Consider the following 24,440-nt stretch of genomic DNA (forward strand, 5'->3'; position numbering starts at 1 on the left):
GAAACACGAACCATGAAAACGCTACCCTATATCCGTAAAGACATCGAACGCGTCGCCCCTGATCTCGTCAAGAAAGCCAGCCGGTTTCAAGCCGCCATCCTGGCCGATGTGGGAGGCCGCCGTGGCACGCTGGGAGGGCAAATAAAGCCTTTGCACCCTTCCATGAAAGTGGCCGGTCCCGCATTCACCGTCGAAGTCCGGCCCGGCGACAACCTGATGTTTCATGCTGCCCTGGCGATGGCCCAGCCCGGCGATGTCATCGTCGTCGAGGGGAAAGGCGATCTTTCGGCCGCATTGTGCGGCACGATTATGGTCACCCAGGCACAGGCCTCTGGCCTGGCCGGCTTTGTGGTGGACGCGGCAACCCGGGACTCGGAAGAAATCGTTGCGGGCAGCTTCCCGGTATTTTCCGCCGGCACCAATCCCAATGGGCCGACCAAAGCCCTGGGCGGGCGCGTGAACTGGCCCGTGACACTGGCCGGAACGACAGTCAACCCGGGCGACCTGATTGTCGGCGATGCCGATGGCGTGGTCGTCGTTCCCCGGGAAAACGTGGAAGAGATCCTGGTCCTAGCCCAGAAAAAAGTCGATGCCGAGGCCACGCGGATTGCCGCCATAAAGAGTGGTGACCTAGGCGCGTCATGGTTGCAACAAACCTTGGTGCAGGCGGGCGTGATAAAGGAAGGCGAAGTACTATGAGCGTGGCAAAACGCGCAGTTCTGGTGACTGCGGCCGATCTTGCCCCTGAAGCGCTTCATCTGCTGAAAGATTTCGAGATAGTCTTTACCGGATTGGCGCCCCAGGAAGAAGATATCCTGGCCTTGATAAAACGGCATGACCCCGCCGGCATCATAGTTCGGTACGGGAAAATCACCTCCGGGATCATTCAAGCCGCACCATCCCTGAAAGTGATTTCCAAGCATGGCAGCGGTATCGATACCATTGACGTATCGGCCGCGCAGGCCAAAGGTATTGCCGTGTGCGCCGCCACCGGAGTCAATGCATCCGCTGTGGCGGAACATGCCATTGCCTTGATCCTGGCCTGCGCAAAATCCGTTACCAGAATGAATCTGCGGATGCATGCCGGATACTGGGACAAAGCCAGCCATAAAAGCATGGAACTGGCTGGACGCACCCTGGGCCTGATTGGACTGGGTGCCATTGGCGGCCGCGTGGCGCAAATTGCCCATGCCATGGGCATGCACGTCATCGGCCGCGACCCTTACGCAAAAAAAATTCCCGACTCTGTAAAAGAGGTCAGCCTGGATGAAATCTGGCACGACTCCGATATCATTTCCCTGCATTGCCCATTGACCGATGACAACAAGAATCTGGTGAATCAGGACACGCTGGATCGAAGTAAACCCGGCGTCATTATCGTCAACACCGCTCGCGGTGGTCTGATCGATGAAGGCGCTCTCCTGAGCGCGGTACAAAGCGGCCATGTCTTCGCCGCGGGGCTTGACAGCTTTCAGCAGGAACCTCCTCCGGCCGATCACCCTTTCCTGGGCGAGGAAAATATCCTGTTGAGCCCGCATATCGGCGGAGTCACCCGGGACGCCTACGTGAACATGGGGTTGGCCGCCGTACGCAACCTGCTCAGCCATCTGAACTAGCGCACGACATAACAGAGGAGATAGCCGTGCTTCTACGATCCAATATTGAAATAAAGGACGCCGAGGTCTATAGCTCGATGCCTGAGCATTTCCGGCGAACGGGAGTCGCATCGGAGTGGGCCCATGCCAATCGCGGCGGTGTGCCCGTTGACTCATTCCTTGAAGGCCCGGTCTTTGACGCCGACGGGAATCTATACGTGACCGATATTCCATTCGGGCGAATATTCAGGATATCACCCAACAAGGAATGGAGCCTGGTCGTCGAATACGATGGCGAGCCTAACGGCATGAAATTCCTGGGCCAGAACGAGCTGATCATCGCCGACTATAAAAATGGCTTGATGAAACTGGATCTGCGCAGCAAAGAAGTCGAGCCCTATTTGCTCCGCCGCAATACCGAGCGATTCAAGGGCGTCAACGATCTGATCTTCGACTCGAAAAAGAATCTGTACTTCACCGACCAGGGCCAATCGGGCATGCACGACCCAAGCGGCCGGGTATATCGGCTTTGCCCCGACGGCCAACTCGACCTGCTGATCGGCAATATACCCAGCCCCAATGGAATCGCCCTCAGTCCGGACGAGAAAGTCCTGTACATCGCCGTGACCAGGGGAAATTGCATATGGCGCGCGCCATTGATGGCGGACGGCAGCGTTGCCAAGGTTGGCCAATTTTTCACGTCGTACGGGCCAAGCGGGCCGGATGGCCTGGCCGTCGACCAGGACGGCCATCTGATCATCGCTAATCCGGGTCTAGGGTATGTGTGGGTTTTGAACGAACTCGCCGAACCCACTGAAGTCTGGCGCAGCCCGCTAGGGAAATCATTGACCAATATCGCGTTCGGCGGGTCCGGACGGAAAACGCTGTATTGCACCGAGTCGGTCAGCGGATCGATATTAACCATACCAATGTGGCAACCGGGGTTGAAACTTGCCGTCTGACATTCCCTATACCTCTGGAATCTCTTTACCGAGAACTGCCATCCCGGAAGGCTCGTGCGACTGCCATATGCATCTTTACAGTCGTCATTATCCTACTGTAGCGGGTGCACGACTGAACCCTCCCGATGCGTCAATAGACGATTACAGGAAACTACAGCATCGCCTTGGAACGGATCGGGCAGTCATTGTTACTCCATCTACCTATGGTACTAACAATCAGCCCATTCTCGATGGATTGGCGATATTGGGCAATAGCGGGCGCGGTATCGCGGTAGTAGATCCGTCAATATCAATGAACCACCTGGAGGACCTGCATAACTCAGGAGTCCGTGGGGTTCGCCTCAACCTGTCGCTGGGTGTGACAAGTTCCATCGATATGCTGGAATTGCTGGCTGAAAAGATCGGGCATTTGGGATGGCATATCCAGATCCTGATGCCATCCCGCCAACTTGTCCAGAACAGACAACGTTTGCGAGCGCTCCGTGTACCTCTGGTATTTGACCATATGGGGCGAATCGATCCCGACCATCTCAGCGACAACGAAGCTCATAAAGCCATCCTGGACCTGATCGTTGCCGGCAAAGCCTGGGTAAAGCTGTCTGGCACTTATATTTTGAGCCATCGCGGCCCGCCCTCCTATTCAGACATGAGGGAGTTAGTTCGCACTTATACCCAAATTGGCCCCGGCCGGCTTGTTTGGGGTAGCGATTGGCCCCATGCCTCGGCAACGGCCGGCTTCCAGCCGATTCCCGACGATGCACACTTGCTTGACCTGATCGCCGACTGGGTGAACGACGATCAGATATTTCAACAGATCCTGGTTAAGAACCCCGCGAATCTATACCAATTCTAAATATATTTCTTCAAAGGAAATCCGATGAATCTATTGGTCAAAAACATTGCGAGAATAATCTTCGTTGGCACCGCCTTTATTTCCGCGACGACAGCTATGGCCGAGAGCACATGGCCCGAAGGCGAGCCCATTAACTATGTCGTTCCCTATCCTCCCGGGGGAACAACCGATATTCTGGGTAGAAATATTGCAAAACTGCTGGGCGATAGCCTGGGCGCCAACATTATTGTTGAAAACAAAGCCGGCGCAACCGGGACTATCGGCTCAGGATATGTAGCTCGTGCGAAACCAGATGGATATACGATGCTGGGTACTTCCATCGGCCCTCAATCCATAGTTCCTCATTTTTTTCACAAGCTGCCTTACGACCCCGACAAGGGGTTTGAGCCTGTCATCCTCGTGGGCACAATTCCGCATGTTCTAGTCGTCAACGCCAATTCGCCCTATAAAACCTTGGCCCAATTGATTGCGGCAGGCAAAGCCGACCCCAAGGCTTTATCTTATGCGTCTGGCGGGGCGGGTACGGTTCTCCATATGCAGGGGGAATTGTTAAAGCTGAAAACAGGCATCAGCGCAATTCACATTCCTTATAAAGGAGATACACCGGCCATACAGGGTGTCATGGGCGGGCAAGTGACATTCATGTTTGCGCCTATAGCTGCCGCATTCCCCCAGATCCAGGCAGGCAGGTTGCGGGCTCTTGCCGTCACCTCGTCGGAAAGGCTGGGCAATCTGAAAGACATACCCACCATGAAAGAAGTTGGAGTTTCCGATTTTGTGGTCGAGCAATGGCAAGGTATTTATGTGCCCGCCGGGACTCCTAAAAACATCGTCATGCATTTGAATCGCGCAATCAATGACATATTGAAAACTCCAAAGATGATCGATCTTGCCGACACGTTGAAAATTACGCTGGCGGGCGGCACACCAGAAGATTTAGGCAATCGGCAACGGAACGATTTCGAGCAATGGGGAAAACTCATTGCCGCCGCCAAGATCCATCTCAACAATTAAGCAGCACCCTCAAGCAACACAGCTTCGCTGTCGAAAAATGACAGCGATCCACCTCAGAACCAAAACACAGGAGATATGTTTGTGAAGAAGTTATTAATCAGCACTCTTTTTGCCGCCGCAATTCTGCCCTCGCTGGCATCCGCTGCCTACCCGGACAGGGCCATCAGCATTGTCGTACCCTACGCACCGGGCGGAACGGCAGATGCCCTGGCGCGAGTCATTGCACTGAACCTGGGCAAGAAACTGAACCAAAGCATTGTGGTCGAAAACAAGTCGGGGGCCAGCGGCATGATAGGCGAAGCCTACGTGGCCCGCGCCAAAGGCGATGGCTACACCCTTCTTTACGACGCAACGCCTCTATCCATTAATCCTTTTCTGCACAAACTACGCTTCAATCCGAAAACGGATCTAGCGCCTCTGACTCTGGTATCGGTCACCCCCAACATCCTGGTGGTTCCAAAAAGCTCCAAGCTCAACAATCTTGCCGATGTCGTCAAGGCTGCCAAAGCCGAGCCGGGCCGGCTGACCTTCACCTCGGGCGGTACGGGCACAGTCCAATACATGGCCGGAGAGCTTTTCAATCAGGGTTTTGGCCTCAAGATGCTGCATGTTCCGTTTAAGAGCGGCGGGCCGGCAATCATGGCTACCGTCGCCGGACAGGTAAATATGATGTTCACCAACATCGCATCCACTCTTGCCTTGGTAAAAAACGGGCAATTGAAAGCCTTGGCCATCACATCGCCCAAGCGCAACCCGCTGCTGCCTGATGTACCTACCATTGCCGAATCCGGCATTGATGGCTATAAAGTCTACGAATGGAATGGCATGTTCGCCCCCAAGGGAACACCCAAAGAAATTGTCGACTTGCTTCAAAAGAGTATCAAAGATGTGCTCAAACAACCCGATGTCAAGGCGAAATTCGATTCGCTTGGCGCAGATATCGTTGCCTCCACTCCCGAAGGTTTCAAACAGTATCTGAGTTCGGAATCCGAAAAATGGGGGAAAGTGGTGAAGAACGCGGGTATCGTAAAGCAATGACGCTTTGTCTCTGAACTTTCGTGAACAGGAGCCGGGCCGCAGCCCGGCTTTTTACTATGCAAGAAAACCCAGACATTAAAATTTCACCGCACGGGCAAATCAGAACCGATTGGCTCGATAAACGCCGCGAAGACATCATCTGGCCAGACCTTCCCATCATCGACCCGCATCACCATCTTTGGGACAGGCCGGGGTCCAAATACCTATTTGACGAACTGCGCGAAGACATCACTTCCGGCCACAATATCGTCGGCACCCTATTTGTCCAGTGCCGCAGCATGTATAAAGAAACTGGAAATGATCATTACAAACCGGTGGGCGAAGTCGAGTTTGCCAACGGCATAGCCGCCCGGTTTGCAAGCGGGCTCTATGGAAAACAACGAGGATGCGCCGGCATCGTGGGCTGTGCCGACCTGACGCTGGGCCATGACATACAACCGATCCTCGAGAGTCTGATTGCCGCGGGCGGCATGCGTTTGAAAGGCATACGCAACTCCACCGCGTGGCATGAGCACGAAGCCGTGCGCAGCAATCCCATATTGCCGCCTAAAAATCTTCTGATTGACCCCCGGTTCTCCGAAGGGGTGGGTCATCTTGAAAAATATGGACTCAGGCTTGATGTCTGGGCTTATCACACACAATTGCCGCTACTGCACGATTTGGCGAAAGCCCACGCCAATGTCCACATTATCATCAATCACCTGGGCGGCCCTTTGGGTGTGGGGCCCTACACAAATCGTAAAAAGGAAGTTTTCCAGACGTGGCAAAGCGAAATGCGCAGGCTCGCCGGCCTGCCCAATACTTCCGTAAAACTGGGCGGCTTCGGCTTGATGGTCATGGGGCATCAATATCACAAACTGGAGACTCCCCCCTCATCCGATCTGCTTGCCGCCGAATGGCGCCCCTATGTTGAAACACTGATAGAAATGTTTGGCACGAAGCGATGCATGTACGAAAGCAACTTTCCTGTCGATAAAGGGATGTTCTCGTATCACGTACTATGGAATGCATTCAAGAAATTGAGTCAGGCTTGTTCACAGGATGAAATTGCCGATTTGTTCCATGAAACCGCCAGACGCATTTATGATCTGGACCTGTCCTGAATACGCGGGAAGGTTCCGGGAATCTTCAATGCCCAATGGCCAACAACGCATACTTCGGCCATCTAGCGTGTAGCAACGGCCTCAGTTTTTAAGCCCAAGTCTCTTTGCCAATTCAGTATAGGTCGCGACTTCGGTTTTTATTTCAGAAGCGAAATCAAATCCGCACGTTGCGTCGGGCTCGAGGCCAAGGGCTTTCAGCCTTTTCTGCGCATCTGGATCTGCCTGAAACGCTTTGACGTAGTCCGTCAGAACCGAGAGGGCATTTTGCGGTGTCCCGACAGGAGCCAGTAAGCCATACCATGCGTCAGCAGAATAGCCTTTTATTCCTTCCTCCTCAAACGTCGGAACCTTGGGCAAGGACTGTAAGCGTCGGCTGGAGGCAACCGCCAGTATTTTTATCCTGCCGGAACCAACCTGCGAAAGCACGGAAGCCAGTGTTGCGAACGACATGTCCACTTGCCCGCCCATCAAGGCATTGATCGCAGGAGCGGCACCGTTGTAGGGAATGTGATTGAAATGAACACCAGCCATTTTTTCGAACAAAGCCGTAGCAAAGTCCCCGGAACTTCCGACACCCGCCGACGCGGCCGAGAACTTTCCGGGACTCTTTCTTACGTGCTCCAGAAATTCATTCAGACTGGCAACGGGAAACGACGGCCCCACCACCAGCACCGTTGGGCTTTTGGCAAAAGTGCAAATCGGCGTAAAGGATTTTTCGACATCGAACTTTATTCGACTCCCATACAAGGCCGGAATCATCGTATAGTTGGTGGCCGCTCCTAACAAGGTATAGCCGTCGGGCCTTGCCTGGCTAACATATTGGGTGGCAATTATCGAGTTTGCGCCGGGTTTATTTTCAACGATAAAGTTCTTGCCGGTTCGGGCACCTGCAAAATTCGCAAAAGCGCGGATCACTACATCGGTGGGACCTCCGGCGCTGAATCCAACCACAATATTTACCGGCTTTGCGGGATATGTCGCCGCTTTGGCGTGTGTGACGACAGCCATGGTCAGTATCGACAGCGCCAAGCCATAAATTATTTTCTTCATTTTCCATTCCTTGGGAATATACGATTTTTGTGACGCGAACGTGGCAACACGACCGCCTTTCTGTTTTTTCGTGATTGACTATAAAATCAAATTTCGCACAATACAACTGAGTTTCTTCTGATGAAATCCAATGTGTTAAACAAAACGGAGCCCGCCTTGAAATCCACGCCTAACCACAAGCCGGATGCAACGGGTGTCATTGCTGTCACAAGAGCCATCAGCCTGCTTGAGTCATTTGGCGTTCAAGACGAATACCTGTCGTTGGCCGAACTAAGCCGACGCAGTGGATTACACAAAACCACCGTGCTGCGTATAGCGCGAACACTCGCCACCCATCAGTATCTGGTCTACAGAGACGATGGCGCATGGCGCCTGGGGCCGGCGGCGGGCTGGCTAGGCGCCCGATACCAGGCCTCTTTCGATGTCACGGCATCGGTTGAGCCCGTGCTGCAGGAGCTGTCGAAACTGTCCGGCGAGAGCTCGACTTTCTTTGTACGCGAAGGCAATACACGAACCTGTTTGTATCGGGTGGAAGGACCGCAGGCAATCCGCTTCCATATTCGGGTAGGGCAAGTCCTGCCTCTGGAGAAAGGCTCGCCTGGCAAGGTGATACTTGCCTTTACCGGCACTCCAGGATCCGAATTCGATGGCATCAGGCGCAAGGGCTATTACATTTCCATAGGAGAACGCGACGCCGATGTAGCCAGCGTTTCAGCCCCCGTATATGGGGTGAACTGGCAACTGCTCGGCGCCATCAGCATCTCCGGCCCGGCTAGCCGATTGACAAAAAAGAAACTCGAAGCGTTTGTAGAAACGCTTGTCGGCAAAGCCAATCAATTATCCATCACTCTAGGGGGAAAAAGAGGAGCCAACTTGTCAGGGCTGAAGGAAAGCCGCTGGCATCCTTGACCAAAACGTGAGGCGAAGAATAAAGGCCACGCTTGATCAGCGACCGTCATGTCATCCAAAACCATCAACGATCACGCCAATCAAAATCAATGACGATCTCACAAACATCAACCACACGAGTGTCGTGGTCGGTTAAGGTGGGGCGGGCGACTCGGACACGCCGCGCGCAGGGCCGGCTTCGGGGATGCAAGGCGTGCGCTGTGTGAGCGAGACGCTTGCGAATAGCCCAGTGGGCTATTCGCCTCGCGAGTTCGCACGCCGCCCCGAAGCCGGTCCTGCGCGCGGGAAGTCATGGCGCAGCCATGACCGTGCCCGTCAGAGCCCGATCCACCTTGGCCGGCCACGACGCGGGGCTAGAAGGTTTTAATGCGGAGCTAGAAGGTTTTAAGCAAGAAAGGATTGATACAAAAAAATGCCACCTACAGCGAATGCCACCCACAAGGGGTGGCGCTACAAGGCTGCCGGAATCATAAACGCGGCACAGCAGCCAACAAACGCCTGGTCTGGGCATGTTGGGGCGCACCGAGTACCGATTCCGTGTCCCCGGTTTCAACAATCTTGCCCTCATGCATCACCGCAATCCGATGCGACAGATATTCAACGACCCCAAAATTATGGGTAATGAACAAGTAGGCAATGCCATACTCCCGCTGCAAATCGTTCAATAACTCAAGAATCTGGGCCTGCACCGACACATCCAGTGCCGAGGTAGGCTCATCGCACACCAACACGGCCGGCTCCACCGCCAAAGCGCGAGCGATGGCTATCCGTTGCCGCTGCCCGCCCGAAAACTCGTGCGGATAGCGATCCAGAGTGTTCTTGGGCAAACCCACCCGGTCGAGCAGGCTGCGCACGCTTGCAATGCGAGCGGGCCCAGTCCGATCGGGTCTCAAGGCGGCAACGCCCTCATCGAGTATCTCGCCCACCCGCATACGCGGATCAAGCGAGGAATAAGGGTCCTGGAACACAATCTGTATCTTCCGACGCAAGCGCCTAAGGCGGCCGCCACGGGCCGACAGGAGCGCCGCGCCATCCAGGCTGGCATGGCCCCCGACCCGCGCATCCTTGTCCAGCAGGCGCAGCAATGCCTTGGCCGTTGTGGTTTTACCGCAGCCCGACTCCCCCAGCAAAGCCAGCGTTTCACCGGCGCACAGTTCAAACGACACGCCGTCGACGATCTGCGTCGATCCGGTCACGCGATGCAGCATGCCGCTGCGTATGGGATACCGCACAGACAGATGATCGACACGCAGAATCGGCGTTCCAGCCCCCAACGCCATTGCCGCCGCATGCGCCGACGGCTCACGCGGCGGCTCCGAACGCCCCAGGCCGCCGGCGGTCAGCGACTGGCCGCGTTTCGCAAGATTCGGGACGGCCGCCAGCAACTCCAGCGCATAGGGATGCCTGGGCGCTGCAAAAAATCCGGCAACATCCCGCGTCTCGACAATTTCCCCGGCACGCATCAGCGCCACATAATCGGCCACGTTTTTGACAACAGCCAGGTCGTGGGTGATAAGCAAAATAGCCATGCCCAATTCACGCTGGATGTCGGCCAGCAAATCCAGAATCTGCGCCTGCACCGTCACATCCAGCGCCGTGGTGGGTTCGTCGGCAATCAACAGGCTGGGTTCGGCAGCCAGCGCCATGGCAATCATGACCCGCTGTTTCTGCCCTCCCGAAAACTGGAATGGATAATCGTTAAAACGGCGCTCGGGCTCAGGAATGCCCACACGGGCAAGCCACCATTGCGCCCGCTTGGTGGCCGCCGCGCCACGGTACGAGGTGTGGGCCGCCAGCGTCTCGACAATTTGCTGGCCTATCGTCAGCACCGGGTTCAGGCTGGTTGCGGGCTCTTGAAAGATGATGCCTATTTGTCCGCCACGCACCGCCCTCATGTGCGCCTCGGGCAGGCGGTTCAAATCCTCCCCGCCCAGCCGGATTTCCCCGGCGGTGATCTGTCCGGCCTCGGGCAATAAGCGCAGCAAAGCCAGGGCGGTCATGCTCTTGCCGCAACCCGACTCGCCCACCAGAGCAAAGGTTTGCCCACGCTCGACAGCCAATTGCAAAGACTTGACGGCGTCGAACAGACCAGCGTCGCTCGCCACCTGCACCGACAGGCCACGCACCGACAGGACCGTCCGGCGCGCGTTGTCTGGGCTATTCGAAGCACCGATCGCCTCGGCCGTCATGACGCTTTCTCCTTGGCCAGGCTTTTCACCTGCGCCGCAGCGCGGCGCCGCAAATACGCAGGACTGAACTTGCGCACGCGTGGATCGAAAGCGTCCTGCACGGCATCGGCAAAGATATTCGCGGCAAGAACCAGCGCCAGCAAAAACATAAAGGCTGTCAGCAGATTCCACCAGATCATGGGATCGCGCGACATCTCAAGACGCGCCGAATCGATCATGGTGCCAAACGACGGGGTATTGGGGTCGACCCCTATACCCAGGTAAGACAGGACCGCCTCATACAACACCAGGCTGGAAAATTCCAGCACCATGGTAATGAGCACGATATGCATGACATTGGGTAGCAAATGCCTGCGCATGATGCGCCAGTGCGACACACCAAACGCGCGCGCCGCCTGCACATAGTCAAGCTCGCGCAACTTCAGCGTTTCGGCGCGCAGCAAACGGCACAACCCCGCCCACCCGGTCAGCCCCAGAATCAGGCACAACAGAAACAGACGCAGATCGGCGCGCGCCGCCACCGTGGTAAAGAGGTTCGGGTTGTTGTCGATATACACCTGCATCATCAACACACAGGCCGCAATCAGCAACACACCCGGAATCGACGTAAGTGTGGTGTAGATATACTGAATGACATCGTCGACCCGGCCTTTGAAGTAGCCTGCCGAAATGCCAAAAATCAAGGCCGGCGGCAACATGGTGATGGTGGTGAGCGTGCCAATGATTAGCGCAGTGCGTACGCTTTTGAGCGCTTGCCGCAATACATCGTTGCCGGTGCGGTCCGTGCCCAGGACATGGTAGTTGGTGGCGAGCGCCGCCGCCGCACACACAACCAGCATCAGCACGCAAAACGTCAGCCACATGGCGCGCCACGGCACACCGGACTCCGAACGCCACCACCCGCCCCAGGCGAGCCTGTTCGTGTCAGCCCGCATTCGATGCGCCAAAGTCAGCAACAAGGCCGAGCCCGCCGCGCACGCCGCAGCCGCCAGCAAGCCGAACAACAAACGCCGCATGATATCCCTGCCGCTGTCGGCATCCTTGCTCAAACCCAGGCCGACATTTTGCAAACGCGGATAGTCGCGTACAGGCTTGCCGTGGACAATTTCATTTTCTTTGGTGAATTGCCGCAAGGCCAAAGGCGCGGAGTAGGTTTTTTCAGGCTTGTCCAACCGGGTCAAAGCCAGCACATCGTCGAGCACCGAACGCAGGGACTGTGCGTAAACGACCGCCGCGGATCCCGGCTTGGCGGGCAGTTGGGGGCGATAGTGCATGGAATCGAGCAACCCCACCAGCACGAACGCGCCCAGCACCACGGCCGCGCACATCGCCGAAGAGCTGCGCGACACACTGGCCCAGGTCGCCCGCAACGCCGGCGAGCGCGCCACCCTGAAGGCGTAAAGCAACAGGACCAGCAGCAGGCTGAAAACAAAAATATCGGTCCAGAGGAAAACGATCTTGGGCATGGGCTACTCGAACCGGATCCGGGGATCGGCCAGCGTATAGGAGACATCGGCCAGGATCAGGCCCACGATATACAGCGCCGAACCTAGAAAGACCATCGCCCGGACGATCGAAAAGTCCTGGGCGTTGATCGCATCGATGGTGTAGCTGCCCAGGCCCGGAATGCCGAAAAACGATTCCGAAATCAGGCTGCCCATGAATAGCAGAGGGATCGCCGATACGGTTCCCGTAAGGATGGGCAACATGCCATTGCGCAGCACGTGCCGAAACAGCACGATATGCTCCGACAAGCCTTTGGCGCGCGCTGTACGCACATAGTCTTTACTCATTTCCTCCAGAAAAAGCGTCCGATAAAACCGCGCTTCGCCTCCCATGCGCGACAAAATGCCCACCAACACAGGCAACACCAGGAACCGGGCGCTGTCCCATCCTCCCGCAAAGCCCGAATAAGGCACCCAGCGCAAGATCTTGGCAAATAACCACTGGCCGGCGATGATATAAAACAGCCCGGAAATCGATAACAGGAGAACGCATACCACCACCCCCGAAAAATCCAGCGGCGTGCCCTTGAAGAACACCAGCAACAAGGCAAAGACAATACACACAAACAGGCCCAGCACAAAAGTCGGCAAGGCCAAGGCCAAGCTGGGGCCCATGCGCTCTACGATCTGGTGCCCGATATCGCGGCCTTCGTCGGAGAAGCCGAAATCGAAACGCAGCAAAGGCACCGAACGGGCATAGAAGATGGTATCGGTCCATTGCGCCGCGCCGCTAGCCTGCGAATTGAAAAACAAGGGTTTGTCGTAACCCCGTTCGACTTTCCACTTGTCGATTGAAGTCTGGCTGACCCGTTGCCCGCCTATAGCCAGGCGCGCCATGTCGTCGGGCGTGTTGACGGCAAAAAACAGCGCAAAGGTCAGCAGGTTGACGCCTATCAACACCAGCACGCCATAGAGCAGGCGGCGCACAATATAGTTCATCATGGCCGCGGGGCTCCTGTGTGGTCCGACGCAAGCGCTGTGGCGCGTTCTCGCCGGCGTATCACCCGCCACGCGGGATACAGGCCCAGCACCAGCAGACCTGCGATCAACCACAATGGCCACCAGACCGGTGGATTCCAGAGCAAGATGCTCTTTTCACGGGACACCGGGTCAATCTTGTAATACTGCAAGGTATTGCGCACCATCTGCGTCGGCTTGGCGTTGCCTACCCAAGACTGATAAGCCGCTCCGGATTTTGGAAAAAAACCAAACATCCAGGGCGCATCGGCCTGGACAATGGCCACCATGCGATGCACGATCTGCTCTTTTTGCGGACCGTCATCAAGAAATCGCATCTGCCCAAACAGATGATCGAATTCAGGGTTGTGATAATTGGCCGCGTTTTCGCCGCCCGTCGAGACCTTGGCGTTGGGGCCATAAAGCAGGAACAGGAAATTTTCCGCATCCGGATAGTCCGCGACCCAGCCCCACATAAACATTTGCGTGCTGCCTCGACGCATTTTGTCTTGAAAGCGGTTGTAGTCGGTCGCGCGCACCTCCAGCTGGATATTCAAGGCGCTTAACTGGCGCCGCATCCAATCCTGCGTCGCATCCGAGCCCATGCCGGCAGCCGAATCAAAATGCAGAATCAGCGGTGCGCCCGTTTTGGCATTGCGTCCATCGGGATAGCCGGCCTCAGCCAGCAACCGCTTGGCCGTGTCCAGAGATTTGCGCACGGGCCGGTTTCCCGTCAAATCGTAAACATAAGGGTCGATGCCCAAAGGTGGCGCCTGATAACCCGGAATGCCGGGAGGAACAGGACCATACGCCACCTGCGCCTGGTCATTCTGAAAAATCGAAACGTACTGTTCCCAGTTGAAGGCAATACTGATCGCACGCCGCAACTTGCGGTTTTTCTCCTGCTGCTCGGGCGTATCGCCCTGCCCCACGACCGGATCGAGCCAATTGAAACCAAAGTAATAAATCTGCGCTTCGGTCGACTCCGGCAATTGAATGCCATGACTCTTGTACAGCGAGGCTTTTTCAGCGGAGTCGCCGGCCGCCACCCGCATGGCTACGCCGATCCCGCTGCCATCGACCTGCGGCACATCGTAGTAGCCCTGAAGGAATTTGCCCATCAGCGGCACACTTTCTTTTTCCATCGTGAACACGATCTTGTCGATAAATGGCGTAGGCTTGCCGCAATCGGCCAGCAGGCCCGCCGCACGATCGGCCGCCTCGCCTTCGCAGGGGTAAGGCTCCCCCCGGAAGTTCGGATTTCTGGACAATACGTGGCGCCGGTTCTGAATGGATTCGGTCAACATATAGGGCCCGGTACCCACCGGCCAGGTGTTGAGCGACAAATTGTGCTCGGCCATACCTGGCTGCTGATAAAAACGATCCGCCTCCCAGGGCACGGGCGCCGTAAAAGTCATGGCCAGCCAATACTTGAACTGCGGATACTTGCCGACGACCTTGATGCGCAAAGTATGCGCATCAAGGGCCTGCACACCGTCAAAACCGAATTGCCGCAAATCAAGCCAAGGCAAGGCAGCGCCCGCCGCACGCGTGGCGCGCAAGGCCTTGTCACGTGCTTTAAGCTGCTCGCCATACGCACGCATCCCGACAACATGTTCGGCCATGACCGCATAAATGGGCGACACCACACGCGGGCTGGCCAGGCGGCGAAACGCGTAGACGTAATCGTCGGCGGTTAATTCACGCGTGCCGGTTTCTTTGAAGTCGCCAATTGAAAACCGATGCTCGAGCGCCCCGGCGGCCAGCGGCCAATAGCGGTACTGGCCCGAAGGCTCGCGTGCAAACGCCGGGTGCGGCGCAAACAGAATGCCCGGCTTGATATGAATGTCGTAGACACTGACGGCAATTGATGCCCCCGGAGCCTGCTCGGGCAAACGCTGACCCGCTTTATCCAGATAAAACGGCTGCGCAACAGCGACCGCTGCTCGCGGCGCCAGCTTATAAGGCCGCACCAGGTATTCATAGCCATACAAAGGCTCATAAATGGAATAGGTAAACGGCGTTTCATCGGTCGAGTAGGAGCTGGCCGGATCCAGGTACTTCGGTGAACGCTGGGAAAATGCCGTATATAAAGTATTGCTTTGTTCCGCGCCTTGCGCGTACGGACTGTTGACGGGGCTGCGCGTACAGGCGGCCAGCAGCAACACACAGGCCAGACTGGCCAGCCCGCCGCCGTAGCGCCGCCGCGCGTTCAACACTGCGCCTTTTTCCAGCATTGATAGCGCCACACCCAGGGCTGGACCGGGTTGGGATCCTGCCACAGACCCACCCGGGCCTGTCGCGCATGCGCTTCGAGTTCGGGAATCCTGGCGTCGCGCATGTACTTGCCGCGACCTTGCATATTGGCCCAGGCCATGCCGGCGGCAACCTGCTTCTGGTTGGCTGTGGTGCCGTCGCCCAAAGGCACGTCGCACACACTGCGCTCGTACTGATCATGCTCAAAACAGGCAAGGCTGAGTGTCTTCCCGGCAATCAGGCCGGCCAGCGCCTTTTTCGACGCCTGGGCCATGGGTTGACCGGGCTGCTGCCGATCGTGAGTCGTTTCGGGCGCATCGATGCTTGCCAGGCGAATGCGTTCCTGGCGGCCATCGACCAGTAGCGTAAAGGTGTCGCCATCGGCCACACGCACCACTTTTCCGGTTAGCGTATAGGCCCCTTCGTGCACCTGCTGGCCAGCAGGGCGCGCCGTCGCGCGCGGCTGCAAAAGATTGAGGGTTCCCAGCCCGGCCAGAATCAAGGCTCCAAGCAGAGTCAGCACTTGCGAATGCCGGCTGGCCAGCAATCGCCCTCCCAGCGTGCGCAGCAACATCGTTAAAAAACGACCCATATCACCCTTTACATTACTGACGCCAGGCGCGATCGAACAAGCCCGCAGGCAGGGCTCCCAAGCCCGAAACCCCAAATACGCGACCGCCCCGGCCGCCAAAGCGCGTTTGTATGAATAAATCGGCCATCGCCTGGGGCGCATGGCGGCGCAACAGATTCGCCTGAACCAAAAGCACCAGTTCCTGCGCCACATAGCGGCCAGCCGATTCAATTCCCGCTTGCGCGCCGGAGAGCAATGATAGCAAGCTATTGGCGCTGTCGGCCAGCAATGGCTCGCCGGCGCTGTCGCGTACCAGAGAGGCAAGAAGGGCCTGCGCCAGATCGGGCTTGCTTTTCAGGGCACGCAGGACATCCAGGCACATGACATTGCCCGAGCCTTCCCAAATGGAATTCACCGGCGCCTCGCGATACAGGCGCGGCATGGGCCCCTCTTCGATATAGCCGTTGCCGCCCCACACCTCCATGCCTTCTGCCGCGGCTTCGATGGCCCGCTTGCATATCCAGAATTTGGCGGCCGGCGTCAGAATACGCCGGTACGCCCAATCCAGCGGCTCGTCGCTGGCGTCGTAAGCACGCGCCAGCCGCATCGCCAGCACCGTCGCCGCCTCGCTCTCCACGACCAGATCAAGCAGTACGGATCGCATCAAATCCTGTTCGATCAAGGCGCGGCCAAACGCACGGCGATGGCGGGCATGATGCAAGGCCTGCACCACAGCCTGCCGCAGCAGGGCAGCGCTGCCCAGCACGCAATCCAGGCGCGTGCAGGACGCCATCTCGATCAGGGTTGCAATGCCGCGCCCTTCCTCGCCCACCAAAATGGCGCGGGCGTCGTTGAACTCCACCTCGGCGCTGGCATTGGACCGGTTTCCCATTTTGTTCTTCAGGCGCTGTATCTGTACCGGATTTTTACTGCCATCGTCGCGCCAACGCGGCACATAAAAACACGAAAGCCGGTCTTCATGACGAGCCAGAACCAGGTGCGCGTCGGACGTGGGCGAGGAAAAAAACCACTTGTGGCCAAGCAGAGAATACTCTGCTCCCCTGCCGCCAGCGCCCACAGGAGTAGCTTGCGTGGTGTTGCTGCGCAAATCCGAGCCGCCCTGTTTTTCGGTCATGCCCATGCCTATCATCATGCCGGCCTTATCGGCCACAGGCAGGTCGCGCTCATCGTATTGCAAGGAATACAACCTGGAGGACAAGGTATCGAACAGGGGTTCCTTGGACAGCACCGGAATCGCCGCCGACGTCATGGTGACAGGGCACAACGAGCCCGCCTCGATTTGCCCATGAAGCAAATACGCCGCGGCTCGCGCCGCCTGTGCGCCGGGTTTGGGATCGGCCCAGGCGCTGGCATGCATGCCCTGCAAAAATGCCATGCGCATGAAGCGGTGCCAGTCAGGATGGAAGTGGACACGATCGACGCGATGGCCGCAGCGGTCGAAGGCTTCGAGCTCGGGAGCGCAACGATTGGCCTCGTGCGCCCATTGCCGGGTTTGCATCAGGCCCAGCCGCGCCCCATAGGCCGCGAGCGACGCGTGGCGCCACTGCGCCCCCTCGCGCTGCACCGCTTCCTGCAAGGCCGGATCGCTCAAATACAGGTTGTAATCGCCAAGCTCGGGGACCTGATTCGTTACTTCATGAGTCGTATAGACCAAGGCGCCACCTCGCCAATGAAGATCCAGCCTTAGAGCCACCGGGTCTTTTTGAATTTCCAGTAAAGAAACCCGCACAACGCCGCTGTCACAGCCAGCACCAGCGGATAACCGTAAGGCCAGGACAGCTCGGGCATGTCTTTGAAGTTCATGCCGTAAATCCCTGCTATCGCTGTGGGCACCGCCAGAATGGCCGCCCAGGCCGCCAATTTCTTGGTAATGTCTGTTTGCTGGGACTGCCCTATCATTAGACTCGCCTCGAATGCGAAAGCCAAGGCCTCCCTAAGGCTGTTGATGAGCTCATCGACCCGTTGCACCCGGTCGGCGACTTCGCCAAAGTAGCCGCGGCAATTCTCATCGATATGGCGTGTCTCGACACGGGCGAGGCGCCGGCAAATTTCGACCAGCGGTGAAATCGCCACGTGAATACGCAACAAATCGCGGCGCTGCCGGTATAAACGGCGCACGTCATTGTCGTGAAATCCGCGCAACAGGAATTTTTGTTCAACCACCTCAATGCCTGACTCGAGCCGGCTGGCCGCCGTCACATACCGGTCTACCAGCAAGTCCAGCAATGCCGAGGCGATATAGTCGCTGCCCCGGTCCAGAAATTCGGGCGAACTTTCGAGATGGGTGCGCAAGTCCCGATGCGAAGCCATCGCGCCGCGACGCACGGTAAGCAAAAACCCGCGGCCAATCAGAAGCTGGGTTTCGCCAAAAGCCGGCTTCATATGCTCGACTTCGACCGTCACCGCGACCACCTGGGTCAATTCGGCATACTCAATGATTTTCGGGCGCCGATGGACCTCGTTGATCTCTTCAATGGCCTTGTGCGAAAAGCCCAGTTCGACGCCAATTTCCTGCACCAGAGCCGGTGATGGATCCTTCAAGCCGATCCACAGCAAATTCTTTTGCGGGTCGATATAGCTCTTGATCTGCTCGACCGAAACATCCAGAGGCGGGTGGCCCTTGCGGTACACAACCGACGCAACCACCGAGTTGGCCTGCGAGCCGGAGGGTTCGTCGGTCGACACTCGGGCCGCACTGGAATCCGCAGTGGGGTCATTCCGGGGCGGAGGTAGATTCGTATCGGGCATAACGGCATCGCTCGGCATAGGATGGCAACCTTCCAATCGGGTTTTGTAGCGGCACCCCTTGTGGGTGCCATCAATGCTCAACAGATCACTCTGGCAAAAACCACATGATCAATCGTCCGATGATATCACCAAGGCGCCGCCTCAACCCCGGCCCGGTTATACACTAGTAGCCGGAATTTGCATTGTCCCGCAATCCCGGACGTATCTCGTTACGACGCTGGGTCGGACCGACCTCGAACCACCACCGAATCACCATTTTCCACCCGGAGCCCATCGCATGACTGACCGCCAACTCATTATCGTCGCCGCCCTCACCTTGCTGGCAGGCGTTGCGGCCGGCGCCTTCGGAGCGCACGCCCTCAAACGCATCGTCACTCCCGATATGCTGTCGGTCTGGCACACCGCCGTGTTGTATCAACTGGTCCACGGCCTCGCCCTCTTGATGATGGCGTCCCTCGGAGCCCGCTTCGGCTCGCCACTGATGAGCAACGCCGCAATCGTCATGTTTGCCGGCATTATTCTGTTCAGCGGCAGCCTGTACCTGCTGGTGTTTACCGGCGAAAAATGGTTGGGCGCGATTACGCCCATAGGCGGGCTGGCCTTTATCGCCGCCTGGGCCATGGTTGCCCTGGCCGCATACCGGGCCAACTAAGCCTATGGCTGATCACACGGCGCCAAACTCTTCATTGTGCTGGCCAAACGCGGGGGGTAAACGTCTTAGCGTCGCGGGAGTGCGTGAAAGCTTGATCGGGGACGCAATCGCCCGATAAGATCCTTCTTCAATCACCATGCCTCGATGATGCGTGTGGGGATGATTCAAAAGCTCACCCGCATTGAGGACAGGAGCGGCGGGAACCCCGGTTTCCAGCAGTGTCTGGGCCAGATCGGCGGCAACATGCCCTTTAAGAAGATCCGTCAACAGGGCACGAAGGATCTGCCTGTTCTTCAAACGATCCGCATTGGACGCAAACCGTTCGTCCCGCGCCAGCCACGGGGCTTCCAGTACCTTGCCCAAGAGCTCGAATTGACGATTATTGCCCACGGCAAGAAATATTTCGCCATCGCGGGTCGGAAACGAATCGTAGGGCGCAATGTTGGGATGTGCATTTCCGGTGCGCTGCGGAATATCTCCACTCAAGAAATAATTGGCAGCATGCGGATGCAGCAGGGAAATGGCGCAATCAAACAAGGTAATGTCCAAAAACTGACCCTTGCCGCTTCTATTGCGTTCATTGATCGCCAATAAAATGGCCAGCGCTGCATTCAAGCCCGTTACCATATCGACGACCGGCAAGCCCACGCGTGTCGGTGCTCCGTCTGCATTGCCGTTCACGCTCATCAAGCCGCAAAGAGCCTGGGCGCACGCGTCATAGCCGGGCAACCCTCCCAGAGGGCCGTCGGCGCCAAAGCCGCTGATGCGACAGTGAACCAAACGTGGAAACTCATCGGCCAGGCTCTTCGAATCAAGACCCCATTTTTCCAGCGTGCCCGGCTTGAAATTTTCCACGAGAACATCGGCATCCTTTAGCAAGGTTCTCAGGAATGCCTGGCCCTGCGGAAGCGAAAGGTCCAGCGACAAGCCGTATTTATTACGATTTACGCCTAAAAAATAGGAAGCCGTACCATCCAGGAACGGTGGCCCCCAGCCACGGGTTTCATCTCCGGCAGGCGGCTCGATCTTGATGACATCGGCGCCATGATCACCCAAAATCTGGGTGCAATACGGCCCGCCCAAGACACGCGACAGGTCAACCACTTTGCAGCCCGATAAAGCGCCGGCGCCGGTTTGATTCATTTGCATTGCGATCAATCCAGAGAAATATGGGCGCTATGAACCAGCTCGGCCCATTTGGGAACCTGTTTATCAATGAATGTCGCCAGGCCATGGGGCGTCCTGTCATCGGCCTCCACGATTCCCTGGCTGGCCAGGGTGCTTTTGACATCAGGATCCGACATGGCCTGAACAAAGGCCTGGTTCAACTTCGTGACGACGGGTTCGGGCGTGCCCTTGGGAGCGACAATGCCAAAAAACACACTCACGTCATAACCTTTCAAACCTTCTTCGCTAAGCGTGGGCAAGTCCGGCAACGCCGCCGAACGCTCTGCGCTCGCCAGGCCGATCGCACGCAAAGTGCCGTTTTTGACATGCGGCAGTGCCGTCAGGATGTCGGTGAATGACATCGTCACCTGGCCGCCCAACAAGTCATTCAATGCCGGCCCCGTTCCCTTGTACGGAATATGCAAAATATGAGTGCCCGCCATTTGGTTGAACAAAACGCCGGCCAGGTGCGACGAAGCACCGTTACCCGAGGAGGCAAAAGTGAGCTTATCCGGATTCTGCTTGGCATAAGCGATCAGTTCCTGCAGATTCTTGGCGGGAACCTTGGGATTCAAAACGAGAATATTCGGCAAATGGCCTATGCGGATGATAGGCGTAAAACTGGTTCGCGGGTCGTAGCGCAAATTTTTGTACAAACTGATATTAATGGCCAACGGCCCGGACGTGCCGAACAAGAGCGTATAGCCATCCGCCTTTGCGTGCGCCACATAGTCGGATCCGATATTGCCGCCTGCTCCGGCTTTGTTTTCAACAATGACACTCTGCCCCAGAGGCTTGCTCAACCCTTGCGCCAGCCTGCGCGCCAAAGCATCGGTAGGCCCGCCGGGGGGAAACGGCACAATCAATTTAATGGGTTGAGACGGGAAGCTGTCAGCCGCCACGGCAGGCGCCAAGCCGTATAGCGCCCCGGCTCCCAACAACAAGAAGGAAAATAATTTGTTCAACATGATGTCTCCAATCCTTTTATAGTCAAGAAAATGCTTCATCGATAAAACTTGCATGCGGCCATCAACGCGCCGGCTTCAAAATCGCCAGATAGTCGTCCGGGCTATTTTCTGCGGTACAGGGATCCCGCGCGGCGAGCCTGTGCAACAGCACCAGGTTCGCCAAATCATTACGCGTTCGCATTTCGCCATGCCGGGATTCCCACCGCATGGCGGCCATCGACACCACGTTGTACAAGGCAGACGCCACCTGTCGCGCCAGATCGGAGCGCCCGTTCAGAGCCGCTTGTTCCGCCAGTTCAAAGGTCTTTTCCAGACTTGCATTTTGTAAGGAGGACAAAGGTTCGGGACAGGCAAGCCCCTCATCCAGCAACTCGGCCACGAGCCCTCGAAGCGCCGCGAGCGCATCGTTCTTCTGTATGGCTCGCAACACGTCGAGAGCCACAATATTGCTCGTGCCTTCCCATATTGAGCCCAGATGAGCATCCCGCACCAGGCGCGGTTCGACCCATTCTTCGATATAGCCGCAGCCGCCGCGAACTTCCATGCCGTCTGCAGTCACTTTCCTGGCATCGCGGCACGCCCGAAATTTGATCAAAGGCGTCATGATGCGAACCAGCGTTTTGGCTTGCATGTCACCCTGATCCGCGCGCCCCAAGGCGCGCGCGGTCTGGAACACGAAAGAACGGGCCTGCTCGGTGAGCAAAGTCATCTTGAGCAATTGCTTCTGCATCAGGGGCATGTCGATCAAGCGTTTACCGAAGGCCCGTCGATTTTCGGCCACATACATGGCCTCGCTGAGCGCCCGGCGCATCAGGCCGGCGGCGCGCATCCCATTGGAAAGGCGTGAATTGTTGACCATATCCGCCATTTGCTGGAAGCCCCGCCCCCTCTCTCCGACCAGCCAGGCAAAAGCCCCCTCAAGCCGGATCTCGCCGCTGGCCATGGAGCGCGTCCCCAGCTTGTCCTTCAAGCGCAGAATACGGTAGTGATTGTGTTCACCGCCGGGAAGATCTCTGGGCAGCAAAAACAACGAAACGCCCCCGAGCCCATCCTTCGCTTCACTGCGTGCCAGCACCATGGCAAAACCGGCGTCGGGATTCGAACAAAACCATTTATCGCCAGACAAACGCCAACGGCCGTCCGGCTGCAATTCCGCCTGAGTCTGCGTGGCGCCGATATCGGAACCGGCCGCCAGCTCGGTCATGAACATGGCGCCCTGACGCAACTCATCGAAGTCCAGCGCAGTCACCTGCGGCAGCACCTTTTCCACCAAATCAGGTTCGCCATATTTTCTGAGGGTACGAGCGAGCGAGTCCGTCATGCTGACCGGACAGCACAGGCCGAACTCGGCCTGCACGAACAAATAGGTCAAGGCATATTTAGCGGCGCCGGGCATCGGCGCCCCCCAACCTAAAACCCCTGGCCTATGCGACATGGCAGCCAGGCCAAATCGCTCATAGGCCATTTTTTCAAGCTGGACATAGGCGGGATGCTTCAAAATGACCGACTCGTCCAGACCTGAACGGCTTCTCATTGATAATTCGGGCGGGTGCTTGTCGGCGACAGCGGCCAGTTCATCGAGCGTGGAGCCGGCCAAACGCCCCAACTCTTCAAAGTGAGGCAATAAATGAGCACACAAATCGCTTGGCAGGTATTTTTCAAGCATCGGCCTGGCGTACGGATCAACCTGAAACAGATTGATTCCCCGGGAATCCGGGATATTCGGCAGCAGCGCTTCTACAGAAGGTTCACGCATCACAATGAGCCACTAAAAAATAAAGTAGCTCAAATCTTAGAGTTCAGTATTAATATAGACAAATACTGTATTTATTCAAATTAATACAAAAAAAGTATGGATTATGGATATGGATCTGGACCCTCGCCTATTGCGGTACTTTGTAGCCGTCGCCGAAGAACTCAACTTCAGTCGCGCCGCCCATCGCCTGCATATTTCGCAACCGCCCCTGAGCTACGCCATCAAGCAGCTCGAAAGCGCCATCCAGGCGCAATTGCTGGTGCGTACCAGCCGTCACGTAGAGCTCACTGCAGCCGGCCGGGCCCTGTATAACGAGTCTCTTTTTCTATTGCGGAAAAACGCCGATGTCCAAAAGCTGATCCAGCGCATCGACGCCGGCCTGCACGGGCAAATTAAAATCGGTTTCGTGGGGTCCATGCTGTATCGGCGCCTGTCCGAAGTCATAACTTTGTTTCAACAACACTATCCTGATATTGAACATGTGCTGCTCGAACTGAATTCCGCCGAGCAAATTGAATTGATCGAACACGGCGGGCTGGACATCGGTTTTATCCATGCCAACCCAGTGCCTTCCGCCATTTCCCGGCTGGATCTGGTGTCCGAGTCTTTCTCCATCTGTCTGCCCGACACCCATCCTCTGGCCGACGAAGCCTATCTGGATTTGAACGAACTCGCGCAAGACGATTTCATTTTTTTTTCACGATCTTTTTCGCCCAGCTACTACGAAACCTTGTTATCCATGTGCCTTCAGGCAGGCTTCTTTCCCAAGGTAAAAAACGAAGCGCGGCATTGGCTAAGCGTCGCCTCGCTCGTCTCACAAGGCATGGGGGTGTCCATCGTTCCAGAATGCCTCTCGCGCAGCGGCCTTTCGGGCATTCGATTTCTGCCCTTCGAGCACGAGCAAAAATCGATCTGCAGCTTGATCTGGTCTGAACTGCCTCCATCGCAGATCAAAGAAAAGCATATCAAGCTGGTTCGCAACGTATATGGCTGCTAGAGCACTTTTGGTCAAACGGTATACGGCATGGGACGTATTGGTATTTGAAGACGCCGTCTATGGGGGCCGGGGCGGGGCCGGCACGGCGTGCTTGATCCGGATCTGCCTCGTCCAGGCGGGCGTCGGGCC

The 24,440-nt window shown here is 56.9% G+C and carries 21 protein-coding genes; 10 read left to right on the forward strand and 11 right to left on the reverse strand.

Features of this window, described 5'->3' with window-relative positions; genetic code table 11:
- Nucleotides 1-12: 12 nt before the first annotated feature.
- The 7 genes from EDC26_RS16175 to EDC26_RS16205 all read left to right on the forward strand — a co-directional run bounded on the left by EDC26_RS16175 (nucleotide 13) and on the right by EDC26_RS16205 (nucleotide 6,565).
- Nucleotides 13-699 carry an RraA family protein gene (locus EDC26_RS16175; RefSeq protein WP_132584527.1) on the forward strand — a complete coding sequence of 229 codons (687 nt, stop codon included), beginning with the start codon at nucleotides 13-15 and terminating at the stop codon, nucleotides 697-699.
- Nucleotides 696-1,616 carry a hydroxyacid dehydrogenase gene (locus tag EDC26_RS16180; RefSeq protein ID WP_207915178.1) on the forward strand — a complete coding sequence of 307 codons (921 nt, stop codon included), beginning with the start codon at nucleotides 696-698 and terminating at the stop codon, nucleotides 1,614-1,616. The genes EDC26_RS16175 and EDC26_RS16180 overlap by 4 nt, the downstream gene beginning before the upstream one ends.
- A 26-nt stretch (nucleotides 1,617-1,642) precedes the next feature.
- Nucleotides 1,643-2,557 (forward strand): SMP-30/gluconolactonase/LRE family protein, encoded by a 915-nt coding sequence (locus EDC26_RS16185; protein ID WP_425012796.1) that lies wholly within the window; start codon nucleotides 1,643-1,645, stop codon nucleotides 2,555-2,557.
- Nucleotides 2,558-2,624: 67 nt separating this feature from the next.
- Nucleotides 2,625-3,410, forward strand: coding sequence for an amidohydrolase family protein (locus EDC26_RS16190; protein WP_207915179.1), 786 nt, complete (start codon nucleotides 2,625-2,627; stop codon nucleotides 3,408-3,410).
- Between the two features lie 24 nt (nucleotides 3,411-3,434).
- Nucleotides 3,435-4,424, forward strand: a complete 990-nt coding sequence (locus tag EDC26_RS16195) for a Bug family tripartite tricarboxylate transporter substrate binding protein (RefSeq protein ID WP_132584531.1) — start codon at nucleotides 3,435-3,437, stop codon at nucleotides 4,422-4,424.
- Nucleotides 4,425-4,499: 75 nt separating this feature from the next.
- Complete coding sequence (locus EDC26_RS16200) at nucleotides 4,500-5,462, forward strand: Bug family tripartite tricarboxylate transporter substrate binding protein (protein ID WP_132584533.1); 963 nt, start codon at nucleotides 4,500-4,502, stop codon at nucleotides 5,460-5,462.
- A 56-nt stretch (nucleotides 5,463-5,518) separates the two neighbouring features.
- Nucleotides 5,519-6,565, forward strand: a complete 1,047-nt coding sequence (locus EDC26_RS16205; RefSeq protein ID WP_132584535.1) for an amidohydrolase family protein — start codon at nucleotides 5,519-5,521, stop codon at nucleotides 6,563-6,565.
- Nucleotides 6,566-6,646: 81 nt separating this feature from the next.
- On the opposite strand, the gene EDC26_RS16210 is transcribed toward EDC26_RS16205, so the two are convergent.
- Entirely contained in the window at nucleotides 6,647-7,615 is a 969-nt protein-coding gene (locus tag EDC26_RS16210; RefSeq protein ID WP_132584537.1) for a Bug family tripartite tricarboxylate transporter substrate binding protein, read from the reverse strand.
- Between the two features lie 120 nt (nucleotides 7,616-7,735).
- Here EDC26_RS16210 and EDC26_RS16215 point away from each other — a divergent pair, with 120 nt between their 5' ends.
- Nucleotides 7,736-8,524 (forward strand): IclR family transcriptional regulator, encoded by a 789-nt coding sequence (locus EDC26_RS16215; RefSeq protein ID WP_132584539.1) that lies wholly within the window; start codon nucleotides 7,736-7,738, stop codon nucleotides 8,522-8,524.
- Nucleotides 8,525-8,991: 467 nt separating this feature from the next.
- On the opposite strand, the gene EDC26_RS16220 is transcribed toward EDC26_RS16215, so the two are convergent.
- From EDC26_RS16220 to EDC26_RS16250, 7 genes are read right to left on the reverse strand one after another with little or no spacing between them, the layout of a single operon-like run.
- Complete coding sequence (locus EDC26_RS16220; protein WP_132584541.1) at nucleotides 8,992-10,713, reverse strand: ABC transporter ATP-binding protein; 1,722 nt, start codon at nucleotides 10,711-10,713, stop codon at nucleotides 8,992-8,994.
- Nucleotides 10,710-12,179 (reverse strand): ABC transporter permease, encoded by a 1,470-nt coding sequence (locus EDC26_RS16225; RefSeq protein WP_132584543.1) that lies wholly within the window; start codon nucleotides 12,177-12,179, stop codon nucleotides 10,710-10,712. The genes EDC26_RS16220 and EDC26_RS16225 overlap by 4 nt, the downstream gene beginning before the upstream one ends.
- Before the next feature lie 3 nt (nucleotides 12,180-12,182).
- Nucleotides 12,183-13,160, reverse strand: coding sequence for an ABC transporter permease (locus EDC26_RS16230; protein WP_132584545.1), 978 nt, complete (start codon nucleotides 13,158-13,160; stop codon nucleotides 12,183-12,185).
- Complete coding sequence (locus EDC26_RS16235; RefSeq protein ID WP_132584547.1) at nucleotides 13,157-15,412, reverse strand: ABC transporter substrate-binding protein; 2,256 nt, start codon at nucleotides 15,410-15,412, stop codon at nucleotides 13,157-13,159. The genes EDC26_RS16230 and EDC26_RS16235 overlap by 4 nt, the downstream gene beginning before the upstream one ends.
- A complete protein-coding gene (locus EDC26_RS16240) occupies nucleotides 15,388-16,023 on the reverse strand; it encodes a thermonuclease family protein (RefSeq protein WP_132584549.1) in 636 nt (211 codons plus the stop codon). The genes EDC26_RS16235 and EDC26_RS16240 overlap by 25 nt, the downstream gene beginning before the upstream one ends.
- Before the next feature lie 13 nt (nucleotides 16,024-16,036).
- Nucleotides 16,037-17,677 (reverse strand): isovaleryl-CoA dehydrogenase, encoded by a 1,641-nt coding sequence (locus EDC26_RS16245; protein WP_132584551.1) that lies wholly within the window; start codon nucleotides 17,675-17,677, stop codon nucleotides 16,037-16,039.
- A 29-nt stretch (nucleotides 17,678-17,706) separates the two neighbouring features.
- A complete protein-coding gene (locus EDC26_RS16250) occupies nucleotides 17,707-18,708 on the reverse strand; it encodes a magnesium and cobalt transport protein CorA (protein ID WP_425012801.1) in 1,002 nt (333 codons plus the stop codon).
- A 340-nt stretch (nucleotides 18,709-19,048) separates the two neighbouring features.
- On the opposite strand from EDC26_RS16250, the gene EDC26_RS16255 reads away from it, so the two are divergent.
- The gene (locus EDC26_RS16255; RefSeq protein WP_132584555.1) at nucleotides 19,049-19,423 is read left to right on the forward strand and encodes a DUF423 domain-containing protein; all 375 of its coding nucleotides are present in this window, start codon (nucleotides 19,049-19,051) and stop codon (nucleotides 19,421-19,423) included.
- A gap of 12 nt (nucleotides 19,424-19,435) precedes the next feature.
- Here the strand turns inward: EDC26_RS16255 and EDC26_RS16260 are convergent, their stop codons facing one another.
- The 3 genes from EDC26_RS16260 to EDC26_RS16270 form a co-directional block, all read right to left on the reverse strand.
- A complete protein-coding gene (locus tag EDC26_RS16260; protein WP_132584557.1) occupies nucleotides 19,436-20,572 on the reverse strand; it encodes a CaiB/BaiF CoA transferase family protein in 1,137 nt (378 codons plus the stop codon).
- Nucleotides 20,573-20,577: 5 nt separating this feature from the next.
- Nucleotides 20,578-21,558, reverse strand: coding sequence for a Bug family tripartite tricarboxylate transporter substrate binding protein (locus tag EDC26_RS16265; protein WP_132584559.1), 981 nt, complete (start codon nucleotides 21,556-21,558; stop codon nucleotides 20,578-20,580).
- A gap of 61 nt (nucleotides 21,559-21,619) precedes the next feature.
- On the reverse strand, nucleotides 21,620-23,314 hold the full coding sequence (locus EDC26_RS16270; protein WP_132584561.1) for an acyl-CoA dehydrogenase family protein: 1,695 nt from the start codon (nucleotides 23,312-23,314) through the stop codon (nucleotides 21,620-21,622).
- Between the two features lie 109 nt (nucleotides 23,315-23,423).
- Between EDC26_RS16270 and EDC26_RS16275 the strand changes: the two genes are divergently transcribed.
- The gene (locus tag EDC26_RS16275; RefSeq protein WP_132584563.1) at nucleotides 23,424-24,311 is read left to right on the forward strand and encodes a LysR family transcriptional regulator; all 888 of its coding nucleotides are present in this window, start codon (nucleotides 23,424-23,426) and stop codon (nucleotides 24,309-24,311) included.
- Nucleotides 24,312-24,440 lie beyond the last annotated feature (129 nt).

The sequence above is a fragment of the Paralcaligenes ureilyticus genome (assembly GCF_004346225.1).
In the GTDB taxonomy this organism is placed as follows: domain Bacteria; phylum Pseudomonadota; class Gammaproteobacteria; order Burkholderiales; family Burkholderiaceae_B; genus Paralcaligenes; species Paralcaligenes ureilyticus.